Source organism: Hymenobacter endophyticus, assembly GCF_032464715.1.
Lineage (GTDB): Bacteria > Bacteroidota > Bacteroidia > Cytophagales > Hymenobacteraceae > Hymenobacter > Hymenobacter endophyticus.
The window spans coordinates 52,812-65,302 of the sequence record NZ_JAWDJT010000014.1 but is presented as its reverse complement, the minus strand read 5'-3'; the positions used below and the strand labels follow the sequence as shown (position 1 = coordinate 65,302).

General features: G+C 63.6%; 11 protein-coding genes. 4 read left to right on the top strand and 7 right to left on the bottom strand.

The annotated features are described in order from the left end of the window. Positions 1-14: 14 nt before the first annotated feature. Together ROI90_RS17955 and ROI90_RS17950 are read right to left on the bottom strand one after the other, a co-directional pair. Positions 15-809 (bottom strand): SDR family NAD(P)-dependent oxidoreductase, encoded by a 795-nt coding sequence (locus ROI90_RS17955; RefSeq protein WP_243520570.1) that lies wholly within the window; start codon positions 807-809, stop codon positions 15-17. A gap of 199 nt (positions 810-1,008) precedes the next feature. Further along, positions 1,009-1,296 (bottom strand): hypothetical protein, encoded by a 288-nt coding sequence (locus ROI90_RS17950; protein WP_243520568.1) that lies wholly within the window; start codon positions 1,294-1,296, stop codon positions 1,009-1,011. Between the two features lie 347 nt (positions 1,297-1,643). Here ROI90_RS17950 and ROI90_RS17945 point away from each other — a divergent pair, with 347 nt between their 5' ends. The 4 genes from ROI90_RS17945 to ROI90_RS17930 all read left to right on the top strand — a co-directional run bounded on the left by ROI90_RS17945 (position 1,644) and on the right by ROI90_RS17930 (position 6,053). After that, positions 1,644-1,913 (top strand): hypothetical protein, encoded by a 270-nt coding sequence (locus tag ROI90_RS17945; protein ID WP_243520566.1) that lies wholly within the window; start codon positions 1,644-1,646, stop codon positions 1,911-1,913. A 48-nt stretch (positions 1,914-1,961) separates the two neighbouring features. Next, on the top strand, positions 1,962-2,255 hold the full coding sequence (locus tag ROI90_RS17940; protein ID WP_243520564.1) for a hypothetical protein: 294 nt from the start codon (positions 1,962-1,964) through the stop codon (positions 2,253-2,255). Positions 2,256-2,365: 110 nt separating this feature from the next. Next, a complete protein-coding gene (locus ROI90_RS17935; RefSeq protein ID WP_315999697.1) occupies positions 2,366-5,584 on the top strand; it encodes a PAS domain-containing sensor histidine kinase in 3,219 nt (1,072 codons plus the stop codon). Positions 5,585-5,636: 52 nt separating this feature from the next. After that, on the top strand, positions 5,637-6,053 hold the full coding sequence (locus ROI90_RS17930) for a response regulator (RefSeq protein ID WP_243520559.1): 417 nt from the start codon (positions 5,637-5,639) through the stop codon (positions 6,051-6,053). Positions 6,054-6,385: 332 nt separating this feature from the next. On the opposite strand, the gene ROI90_RS17925 is transcribed toward ROI90_RS17930, so the two are convergent. From ROI90_RS17925 to ROI90_RS17905, 5 genes are all read right to left on the bottom strand, one after another. Continuing rightward, positions 6,386-7,477, bottom strand: a complete 1,092-nt coding sequence (locus tag ROI90_RS17925; RefSeq protein WP_243520557.1) for a sensor histidine kinase — start codon at positions 7,475-7,477, stop codon at positions 6,386-6,388. Between the two features lie 49 nt (positions 7,478-7,526). Further along, on the bottom strand, positions 7,527-7,805 hold the full coding sequence (locus ROI90_RS17920) for a hypothetical protein (protein WP_243520555.1): 279 nt from the start codon (positions 7,803-7,805) through the stop codon (positions 7,527-7,529). A 99-nt stretch (positions 7,806-7,904) separates the two neighbouring features. Further along, positions 7,905-9,218, bottom strand: coding sequence for an ArdC family protein (locus tag ROI90_RS17915; RefSeq protein WP_243520554.1), 1,314 nt, complete (start codon positions 9,216-9,218; stop codon positions 7,905-7,907). 296 nt (positions 9,219-9,514) lie between these two features. Then, positions 9,515-9,775, bottom strand: a complete 261-nt coding sequence (locus tag ROI90_RS17910; protein ID WP_196956832.1) for a hypothetical protein — start codon at positions 9,773-9,775, stop codon at positions 9,515-9,517. Positions 9,776-10,144: 369 nt separating this feature from the next. Beyond that, entirely contained in the window at positions 10,145-12,427 is a 2,283-nt protein-coding gene (locus ROI90_RS17905) for a toprim domain-containing protein (protein ID WP_243520551.1), read from the bottom strand. Positions 12,428-12,491 lie beyond the last annotated feature (64 nt).

Genomic DNA, 12,491 nt, shown 5'->3' with positions numbered 1-12,491 from the left:
ATAAGGCAGTGCTGCTACTTGCTTTCCGGCTGCATCTGCAGGTTCATCATGGTGGCCAGCATGGAGTCGGGGAAGAACACGCTGGAGGCAAAGTTCATCTTGGCCCCGAAGGTGGGCAGCACCCGGGCGTCGCCGTTGAGCAGGCCTTTGTAGCCACCTTCGGCCACTTCCTGAGCCGTGGCTTTCTTGCTTTGGCCCACCTTGGTGTCTTCGGCATTGGCCACGCGGAAAAAGTCGGTTTCCGTAGCGGGGGGGCACAGGATAGTCATCGTCACGTCGGATTTCATTTCCTTGAGCTCCTGCTGCAGGGCCTCGGAGAAGCTCAGCACGAAGGCTTTGGTGGCGGCGTACACGGCCTGGCGCGGATTGGGCAGAAACGAGACAACCGAGCCCAGCTGCAGGATTTTGCCGGCGTTGCGGGTGGTCATCTCGCGCAGAAACAGCTTGGTGAGCGTCATCAGGGCCAGCACGTTCACGTGCACGATGCCCATTTCTTTCTGCAGGTCGGTTTCCACAAACAGCCCCGCCTCACCGAAGCCCGCGTCGTTGACCAGCACATCCACCTGCAGGCTTTGGCGCTGGGTTTCCTCGAACAGGTGCAGCGGCCCCTCGTGGGTGCTCAAATCGGCGGGGATAACAACGGTTTGCACGCCGGCAAATTCCTGCTGGATGTTCTGCGCAGCTTGCTCCAGGTCGCCGCCGGGGCGGGCCGAGAGGATGAGACGGTAGCCGTCGCGGGCAAAGCAGCGGGCGAGCTCGAAGCCGATGCCGCTGGAGGCGCCGGTAATCAGGACAGTTTGGTTGGCCATTGAAGGAGGGAATATGGGGTTAGAAGAAGGAAAAGCCGGCTGTAGCGGCTGCGGCGCTAAGTGCCGCCTGACAGCCGGCCACTAGGAAATAGTACCGTTCCCGGGGACGGAGGGTTGCGGTGCCAAGTACCTGGTTTTTATCCTGTCAGTAGCAAGGCCTCTAACTGGGTAGTGAACTGTGGGCCAACTTCACAATATCTCAGGCTTCTTCCCACCCCAACAGGCCTACCTGGCTATTGAGGTAGAACCAGTCGATGCGGCGGAAAAGTGCGGCTTGGAGGACCTGCGCCGGCACGTGCAGGCCCACACCCACACGGCCTATATACGCGGGCTGGCGGAGGCGGTGAAATAGCTGCTGCGTGTCGGCTACGAGGTCGGCTGCGGCAGCGCCCACATCTGGGTGTTGCGCGCCGGTGAGACCAAGCGACTGGCCATTGTGGTCGACCGGCTGACGACGGCCTATCGGGACTGGTTTGAGCCGCGACACGCACCAGCCGCTAGCGCCGGGTATACCTGGACGCTGCTGCCCCCCCTACGTAGCCCGCTCCAACGCCGGCTGCACCGCATGGCATGGCTCATAGTCCAGCACCCGGTGCGTCTTTGCAGTACACCCAGTCGATGCTGGTCGACAATTACCAACGCGGTTGCTGGTAAATGGCCGCCGTTTCAGGCCGCCGGTGGCGGATGATGGCCGTCTCATTTAAAACCTGCCCGCAGGAGCACTACTCACCTGGACGTGGTGTCCGACGCTGTGCTGCGTTTGCCCGCTCCGGCAGCGGGGCAGCGGCCTGGCTATCTACTGATTTCTCCCCACGGCTCTTATCCCTTTCGCCAATGCCTGATAAACCCAGTTTATTCGCAGCCCCCGTTACGGAACTGGAAGCGCTTCGCGCAGAACTGCGCTGCATTCTGCAGCACCCGGCCATTGCCCCCGCGCGGCAGCAAGTGGCAGCGGAGCAGATTTGCCAGTGCACCGAAGCGGCGCGGCTGCGGCACTGGCTGGCACTGGCCGTGGACGAGTGCGGGCGCTGGGAAGAGCAAACCCTGGCGGCGGAAAGCTGCGGGGGCCAGTGCATGATGGCTGGAAAGCTGAGCCGTGCGTAGAAGAGTTACCTTACGCGCTTACTTCTGTGCCTTTTTAGCCTTTCTTTCATGCCCAAAGTGCCTGTGCCCACTGTTTCCTTCACCGAGCCCCTGACCAGCCCGCCCCGGGTGCACAAGGTGGGCACCCTGGCCGAGCTGCTGGAAGTCGCCGGTACCCGCAAGCGCATTGTGGAGGCTTGGGGTGTTTCGGCCCGCACCTACGACACGCGTAAGCGCAACCCGGGTACGTGCACCGTGGGCGAGCTGCAGCAACTAGCCCGGGTGCTGCATGTTTCCGAAGATGAACTGTTTGCCGTGGTACGGGCCGAGGCCAGCCACCCGCCGGCCGCTACGTCGGAATAGATTCCGTTTCTGCTTCCGCAGGGACGGTTTTCTAAGCCGTGTCATCTTCCTCTACACTTCAAGGGGCAACCTTCTACTTATCTGTTGCTTAGCGCATTCCCATCCGTTTTATGCCCGCCACGTCTGTACCTCTTCCCCTTCGACCACTGCCCGCCGACGACCTGCTGGGCGACCTGCTGGCGGTATCGATGACTGGCGTCATTTATTATACGCCCATTTACGACCCGGCCGGGACGGGGGAGATTGTGGATTTCACCTTTGTGTACCTGAATCCCACGGCCCAGCGCATGATGAGCATGCCCGAAGTGCCCACGGTGACGCACAACCAGCAGTGGCCTCACAGCATCGCGCACGGCACGTTTGCCTTTCACGTGGACGCCTACGTGAGCGGGGAGCCGCGCGAGTACAACATCAACTACCAAGCCGACGGCTACGACAACTACTACCGCCTGGCGGCCCGCCGCTCCGGCGACGGGCTGTGGGTGAGCTTCACCGACACGGCTGACCAGCCCCGTTCGCCCGTCGAAGTAGCCCTGCGCGAGGCTCAGGCTCGCGAACAGGCCGCCCGCGCCGAGGCCGAAGCCGAACGCATGCGCCTGCACCAGGTGCTGATGCGCATGCCGGCCAACATTGCCCTGCTGCGGGGTCCGGAGCACGTCTACGAGTTGGTAAACCCCGAGTACGAGCGGCTGTTTCCCGGCCGGCCACTGCTGGGCCGCACCATCCGCGAGGTCATCCCCGACATTGAAGGCCAGGGCTTCTACGAGCTGTTCGACCGGGTCTACGAAACGGGTGAGCCCTTTTACGAGGCCGAAGCCGAAGCCTGGGCCGACTATTCCGGCAGCGGAGAGCCACAGCGCCGCTACTACCACACCACGTTCGAGCCCATCCGCAACGCCCAGGGCGCGGTGACGGAGGTGCTCAACTTCGCCGTGGACGTAACGGCCCAGGTGGCAGCTCGTCAGCAGGTGGAGCAGCTTAATCAGGAGCTGGAATCCCGGGTACAGGTGCGCACCCGGGAGGCGCTGGCCCTGCAAGCTGACCTGTTGGCCGCCGCCCGGCAGCAGGTGCAGGAGCGCGAAGCCTTTCACCAGATATTCGAGCAAACCCCCGCGGTGGTGGCCTTGCTGCGCGCGCCCGGGCACCGCTACGAATACGTCAACCCCTCCTACCAGGCCCTGTTCCCAGACCGCCAATTGGTGGGCCGGAACGTGGCCGAGGCCGTGCCCGAGTTGGACACGCAAGGCTTTGTGGCCCTGCTGGACCAGGTTTACCAAACCGGCGACACCTACGTGGGCCAGGAGATGCCCTTCACGCCGCAGCCCGCGGCCGGCGCTGCGCCGCGGACCGGCTATTACAACTTTACCTACCAGGCGTACCGCGAGGGCGGGGAGGTCGCTGGCATTTCCATTCTGGGCTACGACGTCACCGAGCAGGTGCTGGCCCGCCGGGAGCGGGAGGCCGAGCGGCGCCAGCTGCACGAGCTGTTCATGCAGGCCCCGGCACCCATCGTCATCCTCGATGGCCCCGAGCTGGTGTTCCAATTGGTGAACCCGGCTTACCAGCGGATTTTCCCCGGCCGGGTGCTGTTGGGCAAGCCCTTGCTGGTAGCCCTGCCCGAGCTGGCGGACACGTCCATTCCGGGTTTATTCAGGCAGGTGTATGAGACGGGCGAAATGTACGTGGCCCGGGAGCTGCCGCTGCAGCTGGCCCGGGAAGAGAACGGCCCGCTGGAGGAAATTATCTGGACCTTCACCTACCAGGCCCGCCGCAACGCCGCTGGCGCCGTGGACGGCGTGCTCGTGTTTGCCTACGAAGTCACCGAGCAGGTGCAGGCCCGGCGCGTGGTGGAAGCCAGCGAGCAGCAAGTCCGGGCCCTGGTCGAGAGTGCCCCGTTTCCCATCGGCGTGTACGTGGGCCCTGAGCTACGCATTCAAATGGCCAACGAGGCCATTCTGGCGGCCTGGGGCAAGGGTTCCGACGTCATCGGCCGGCGTTTTGCCGACGTGCTGCCCGAGTTGGAGGGCCAGGCCGTTGTCGGGCAGCTGCACCAGGTGCGCACCACCGGCGAGCCGCTGCACCTGCGCAACGAACGCGTGGACCTGCTCATCGATGGCCGCCTGCAACCCTTCTATTTCAACTACAGCTTTACGCCCCTACGGGACGGGCAGGGCCGGGTGTACGGCGTGCTGAACACGGCCGCCGACGTAACCGACCTGGCCCTGGCCCGCCAGCGGCTGGAATCCTACGCCGGGGAGCTGCAGGAAAGCGAGGCGCGCTTTCGTACCATGGCCGACGCGGCGCCCAATATGGTGTGGGCCGTGCATCCCGATTCCACGATTCGCTACATCAACCGCGCCTTCCTGAACTTTGTGGGGCTGGGCACCGAAGCGGAATACCTGGTCACGGGCTGGGAGCCCTATATCCACCCCAGCGAGTTCGAGCTGGTTCAGCAGACGCTGACGCAGGCGATTGCGCAACGCCAGCCCTACGTGCTGGAGCACCGCATGCGCCGCCACGACGGCGAGTACCGCTGGCTGCTGGCGCAAGGGTCCCCGAGCTATTTGGCGGGCGGGGAGCTGTACGGCTACGTGGGCTCGGCCATTGACATCACGGAGCTCAAGCAGGCCAACGAGCAGCTCACGCGCACCAACGTGGACCTGGACAACTTCATCTACACCGCCTCGCACGACTTAAAGCAGCCCATCGCCAACATCGAGGGCCTGCTGCAGGCCGTGGAGCACGAGCTGCCCCCGGCCGGACGGGTGGGCGAGGTCTCGAACATGCTGCACCTCATGCAGCAGGCCATCGAGCGCTTCGGCCGCACCATCGCCCACCTCACCGACATCTCGCGCCTGCAGCACGAGCACAACGAGCCCGCTTCCCAGGTGCACCTGGCCCGGGTGGTGCAGGAAGTGGCGCTTGATTTAGCCCCGCTGATTGCCCCCAGCCAGGCCCGCGTACGGGTGAACGTACCGCCGGAGCTTACCCTGCGGTTCTCGGAGAAAAACCTGCGCAGCATCGTTTACAACCTGCTCAGCAACGCGCTCAAGTACCGCCACCCTGACCGGGCGCCGGACGTGGTCGTGGCTCACACCCAGCGGGCATCGGAGGATGTGCTGGAGGTGCGCGACAACGGCCTGGGGCTGGACCTGGCGCAGGACCAGGAAAAGGTATTCGGCATGTTCAAGCGCCTGCACCCGCACGTGGAAGGCTCCGGCGTGGGCTTGTACATGGTTAAAAAGATAGTCGAAAATGCCGGCGGCCGTATAGAGGTGGATAGTGTGCTCGGCCAGGGCTCTACTTTCCGGGTATACTTTCCGCGTTAACCAGTTTTTCATGCCCCGGATGGGCCCACGGGCCCGCCAGAGAAATCACTCTATGTTACCACTCAAGAGCGTGCTGCTAGTCGACGACGATTCGACCACGAATTACCTCAACAAGATTTTATTGAACCGCCTGGGCGTGACCCAGCAGCTGCTCGTGGCCGAGAACGGGCGCGAGGCCCTGGACACCCTGGCCGAGGTCTGCGGGGTGCCAACGCCCAATTGCCCCTCCCTGATTCTGCTCGACATCAACATGCCCGTCATGAGTGGCATCGAGTTTCTGGAAGCCTACCAAAAGCTCACCTGGCCTCAGCGCCAGCCCATTGTCATCGTGCTGCTTACCACTTCTGTCAACCCCCAGGACCTGGCCCGGGTGCAGGAGCTTCCCATTGCCGGCACGCTAACCAAGCCCCTGACGGAAGCCAAGATGCGTGACCTGCTGCAGACGCATTTTCCATCCGTGGCGGAGTAGTTCGGAGAGGGAAGCCAGGGCAAGTTCAGCTAATTGTAAAATGGCGGCAACGGAAACCCAGCTCCGCTGCCGCAAGTTGACTCTGGCGTTTTAGTGCTCTGCGAGGGCTTGCTGGTTGCACCCATTCGGCGCTTTGTAAATCGAGAATCCGCTACCCTCCCGGGCCCGGCAGCAGGCCGGCTTTATGCTGCAAGTTGAGTGGCCAGCGGGTACCACTTACGATGAGTAGCCGCCGGCAATGCGCGACGCGGTGATGAACCGGTACCGGATAGCACGGGCACGGCCGGTGGGCCTGCTGCTGCGCCAGCCGTTGCCGGCTCGCTGGCAGCACCCTAGGTTGCGGGCAAGGCGGGTATATCGATGATGAACACGCTGCCCTGGTCTTCGCGGCTGGTAAAGCGAATCGTGCCCGCGTGCAGTTCCACGATGGTTTGGATGATGGACATGCCCAGCCCGGTGGTTTTCTCCCCCCGCAGGCCGGGCCGGCGCGCCTTGGTGAATTTTTCGAAGAGAACGGGCTGCAGCGGCTCAGGAATGCCCACGCCGGTGTCGGCCACCCGTACCACGGCCCGGCCGGCGCACTGCTCCAGGCGCAGGGTGATGCAGCCGCCGTCGGGGGTAAACTTGATGGCGTTCGAAATCAGATTGTTGATGACCTGCTGAAATTTGTTAATGTCCAGGCACACGTACACGGGCTGCGCCGGGGCTTCGAACGCAAAGCGCAGGTGGGTGTGGCGCTCGGAGCGCTGGTACTCCTCCATGATGGTTGCCAGCCAGCTGGCCAGGTCCGTGCGTTCCTGGTGCAGCACCACGTTGGCCGACTCCAGAAACTCGTTGTCGACGAAGTCGCGAATCAGGTTTACGCCCTCGGTGCAGGTGCGCTGCATCAGCTGCAGCAACTGCTGCATGGCCTCCGTTGCGCGGCCCTGGGCTTCGTGGCGCAGCTCCTCGGTTAGCTGCTGGAGCAGGGCCAGCGGCGCGGCCAGGTCGTGGGAGAGGATTTCCAGCGTGGCGTCTTTCTTGGTGTTGAATTTCTGCGCGTTCAGGCTCGTCTCCTTGGAGCGGGTCATGTCCAGCACCGTGCCGCTGAGGTAAACCTGTCCGTCGCGGAGTTCCTCCCGGGCTGCTGAGAAGCACAGCCACTGGATACGGCCATCGGGTTGCATCACACGCACCTCGACGTCCTGGACCAGTTCGCCCAGCAGGGCGTGAGGCAGGCGCTGGCGCAGGTGTCGCAAGTCATCTGGGTGGATGCGGGCAAGCCAGCCAGGCAGTTCCTCGTTTACCGTATCCTGGCGCCCTCCTATTACAAGTTCGTAGGCTTGGCTGACATACACCACCCGCTGCTCCTGCACGTGGTAAGCAAAATGCACCGCTTTGCCGCGGTCTAAAAGAGAGCTGAACAGTAGGGGATAGTTGGTCATGCAACGGCGCTATAATCCCCACAAAGTTAATTGGATGCTAGCAGGCTTGTCAGGGTATTTTGTTCGTGGCTGCCGCCCGAACTTCAGCTATTATCACCGCCAACAACGCTTCAATTGGCTCATCCAATAGGTCAGCCACCCGAAGTATTTCGGCAATGGTCAGCGTGGAAGGGTCGGCCTCGCGCTGCTTGATGGTGCGATACGTCATGCGCAGGTGCTCCATCAGCTCGCGCTCGGTAAAAGAAAAGCGACCGTGGCGCAGCAGGTCCGTGAAACGCCGCTGCGGATTGGCGATACCGCTGGGGGGCGGTGGGGGAGGGAAGGGCATGGGCAAGAAGAATTTAAAGCAAGACAATGAGGATAATGCGACGGGTACCCCACCGCCCCCGGCCCCGCCCGTTGCTGAGCGAGGTTACTTAGGTAAAGGCTACTCCTGCGCCTGCTCCAAGGCAGCGAAGTGCGGGTTCTGCCGCGCCTCCTCAGCCAAAGCGTGTTCCTCCCATTCGGCAATCTGCCGCATGATATTGGTCAGCCAGCGGCCTAGGCGGGCGGGGTCCGCTTCGGCCAGAATTCGTGCCGTGGCGGTGCGGCGCTGCTCGTCAGTAAAAGTGGGGTGCTCCATCAAGCGCGAAAGCTCGATGCGCTGCGTGGATACCACGACAGTCGTAAGAGTGGGCAGCGTTTCCTGTCCCAAGGTAACCAGGGGCAAGGTGGGCAGAGCCGGACAGGGAAGTACGGCCCCGGCATCGATAGGCAGCACGGTGGTGGGGGCCGCTTCGGGGTCGTCGTTTATCTCCATGCCCGCGGGGCTTGCACTAAGCGGGGTCGGTTCCGGGGTGCTGGGCTCGTTATCACCGCCGTCCGCGTTGCCCAGGATAAACTCGGCTGCCCGCTGCGCCCGGCTGGCCGCCTGCACCACCAGCTTTTTGTCGCCGCGTAGCTGCTCCAGCCAAAACTGCAGATAAGCGGCGGTGTTTTCCAGCGTCGCGCTCGGGTTCAAACCCGCGTGACCACAGAGAAAAGCGGCGCCCATCTCGGCGGTCAGCTCCTCACGGGCATAACCGGCGCGGCCGCTCGGGCGCAGCGCTTCGGCTAGGTCAGGGCGGTCCAGGCGGCTGGCGTGGCCGGTGGCGTGGGTCAGTTCGTGAAACAGGGTTGAATAGTAGGCTTCGCCGCTGGTGAAAGTCTCCGGGCGGGGAACCTGCACAAAGTCGGGACCGGGGGCGTAGTAGGCCTGCGCGCCGCCATGCTCGATGCGGGGACACGTCGCCCAACCAGCTACCAGGGCTTCGGCTGCGGCCAGGGGCTCGTGCGCCCGGTCCTGCGGCTGCTCGGGCAGGACGATGTCCACACCTTCCACGTCGTCCACGGAAAAGACCGTGTAATACTTGATAAAGGGCGTTTTCTCTTCTTCGCCGGTTTGCTTGTCGGTGCGGGTCGTGACGTTGTAGTAAATCACGGGCATGCCCTTGGCACCCTTGCGAATGTTGCCGCCCAGCTCCTTGGCCTGCCGAAACGTGAGAAAGAACGGGGTGCCGCCGACCAGGTGCAGCAGAAAAGCATTGATGCCGGTGTAGGCCCGGCCGCTGACGTAGTTGCGGGGCAAGCCGTAGGCCGCGTGCCAGGGCTTGCGCCAAGCAATTTGACCAGCTTCGAGGGCTTCAATTACCCGGTCGGTTACAATCTGGTACACATCGGGGCGGGCAGTGTTTTGGGCGGCGGGGCGGGCTTGCTTTTTCATCGCTAAGTAAGGGCTAAGTGACTGTTTCTAAAACCGTTTCCTTACTTATTAAACGCATTTTTGGCGTCTTTTGTTGCTTTTTTAACAACAATTAACGATTTATTTGCCCTTAGTTAAACATTTCTCCCCCACTGCCCCTGGCGTCTGAACTGCCTTAGGTATGGGTCGCAGCTGTAACCTGCGGACGGTGGAATGGCGCGGCACTGTGCTTCTGAATAGGAGGCCGGAGGTTAGGCTTTAAAATAAAACGCCCGATTGGATAACCAACCGGGCGTTTCAGCGAGCCGAGCAGCGACTTACTGCGCGGAGCCAAATTGCTGCTTGAGAAACTTGAGCAGGCTTTGGCGGGACGCTTCCCCAATTTGAATCAGCGGGGCCCCGTCGTTAAGGTAAAACAGGATGGGGTTGGCCTTGGTAACGGCCTCGGACCAGGCCTCGGCCGACAGGGTCGGTGGTAGTTGCAACAGGGGTTGGTATTCGTCCCGGATAAGCTGTAAAATCAGGCCTTTCATGGCCGGGCAGAAGTTGGAAAATGGCCGGTGACCGGTAGATATCATAACGGAGGGTACTAGCGTGGAAGGGAATGCAAAGAGGGTTCCGGCCCGCCCGCACTAGCGGGGGCTGAAAAAAACAGTCCCATCCGCCGGCTATAAGCAAGCCGCGGGCAACCGCAGAGCTGCGGTGGGACGTTTACCAGGAAGGTGGATTAGCCTCGATGCGGACCCACAAACAGGGCCGGGCGCTCGGAAATAGGCAGCGGCCGCAGAGCAGCGGGTGCCAGGGTCTGGTCTGCCAGGAGCAGGCCAAACGGAGCATGAAAAGAAGTGGGACCTGTTTTTGCCAGCATGGTGAGCAGCTTGCTATTCCTGCAAAACTAAAGAATCAGCGCACATGTTCGGGCGCCTGGCCTTGGAATCAGCCGGCTTTTACCGCTCGGGACCGGCGTTGCGCTCGGCTAGGTTGCTGGCCGTAACGCCGCTCGGTGCCAGACGGTGCCGCTCGGCTCGGTCGGCAGCGTGCTCGTGCAGGTGGGCGCCAGGCTGGCGGGCCACGTCATCGAGCGCGGCACTTACCCGCGCCAGGTTGGGCTGGTCGAGCCGGTAGCTGACCTCGATTTCGCTGTGGCGCTGGTGGGTGGCCGGGTCGGTGGCGCTGCGCAGCGAGCCGGTGTTCAGGCCCGCGTCGCGCAGCTGCTCCGCGACGGCTTCCGCCTGACCGTTAGCTCCCGGCCGCGGCTCGGGCTCGTCGATGCGAATGATGGCTGTTTTCGTCACCGATTGCTGCTCCGGGGGAGCGGCGGCTAACTGGCGGCGCTCGGCCTGCTCTTGTACGGGTTCCTTGAGCGCAACGAGCGGTGACTTATCCAGCGCGTCCAGCGTCTGACTGAGTTGACGCAGCCCGCCGGGGGTGCCGTGGGGGTGGTAGCGGACGTCGAGTTCACTGCGCAGCTGGCCACTGGCGGGGTCCGTTTCCGCTCGCAATTCTACCTGCGCCCCGGCCTTGCGCAGCAGCTCGCGCATCTGCTGGGCCTGGCTGGGCGTGGCCTCGTCCGCCGGGGTGGGTTCGGTCACCGTCAGCTGCACCGCCCGCTGCAGGGCCGGGTCGCCGGTGGCCGCGGCGACTACGAGCCCAGCGGCCTGGCGCTGCTGCTGCTCAGCCTCCCGGCGTTGGGCTTCGGGAGATTGGGCGGCCTGCTCTCGCTCTGCTTCCCGCTGCTGGGCCTGCTGGCGCTGCTCTTGTTCCTGGCGGGCTTTCACTTGGCGCTGCTGCTCCTTGGCCAACTCGTCGGCGTGGGCCTGCTGGGCTACCTGCTCGCGGCTGAGGCCCTGGCTGAGCAGCTCCAGGTCGCGGTTGAAGTCCTTGCTGATGGCGTACTCGGTGCGAATGAAGTTCTCGGGCTGCCGGCCGGGTTCCTGAGGCTGGCGTTCCAGCTGCTCGCGCTGCGTTTCGCGCTGGGCGTGCAGGGTGCGGGCCAGGTCTTCGAGGGCGTAGCTATCAGCGTTGGGCACGACCAGGCGCACGACGGTTTCCTGCCGGGTGGCCCGCTGCACTTCCAAGGCCACGGCTTCGTCCGCCGCCGGCCGTATCTGCTGCACCTGGGCCGTTAGCTGGCTCATTTGCTCAGTGCCCTCGGCGCGGCTGGCGTGGTGATACTCCACGCGCAGGGCGGTGTGGTACTTGCCAGCGGCCGTGGCGTGCCACTCCACCGGGCGGGGCGCCTCGTCGTAAGCCACCTGGCCATCGGCTACTTCGCGGGCCCGCCGCGGCACCTGCAGCTCGTTGAGGTAATTGATGTTGAAGCGCCGGCCAGCGGCGTCGTTGTCGTTGGCCAGCACCACTTCTTTCGGCTCCTGCTTGTCGATGAGCTTCTGAATCAACTCCACCTGCCGCTCGGTTACGGTGCCGCTGGTGGCCACGTACAGCGTGTTGGGCTGCCCTTGCGCGCCGCGGTGGTGCAGCTGGTGGTAGCTCATGGCATCCACGGGGCTTTCCGACACCACCAGGCGCTGTACCGGCGTGTCCTTGCCCTCGGTGGGATGCGACACCCACACCCCGGTTTTAGGGAGCTGCAGCAGGTGCTTGTACTCGTTGTTGCGCTGCTCCACCGTAGCAATGCCGTGCTCGTTGTAGAGCGGGAAAGCCGTGTTGCGGAAGTTCCCCTGCTGGCTGGTAAATACCCGCCCCTGAAAGGCGGGGCTGTCGATGGTCTCGTCCGACAAGTGACGCTGGTGCAGGTAGGTGCGGTCCGTTAGCGAAGCGTGGGTGCCCATCACCGCCGCGACGAGGCGGGCCCGGCGCTCGGCCTCCGATTCCATCTCAGCCGGCCCGGTGGGCGTGGGTGCGTACGCCGCCGGGGTGGGCGGTGGGGGAGATGTGGCCGCCTGCCAGCCTTGCTCGGGCTCGCCCAGGTACTGGCGCAAAGTCTGCCGCACCTGGCCCAGCGTCTGGTTTTCGCGGGTTTTCACGAAGTCGATAATAGAGCCCGAATCGCGGTCGTCGCCGGGGTTCAGGTACACCTGGTGGTCGCCCTTGCGGGAGACGATGAGCATCTCGCCGTCCTTTTCCAGCTGGTGCCAGTGGCCGCGGGGGCCGGCCTTTTTCACGTCGTAGCCGTGGCGCCGGGTGGCGTAGTCAACCAGGTCGATGGATTGCTTGAAGCGGTCGAGCTCCTGAGGGTCGTTGTCGCGCGGGGGAGGAGTTGCGGGCATAGATAGGGAAAGGAAGGGGTACAAACCAGCCGCGCCGCCGGAAGCCGGGGCGGGAATAAGAGCC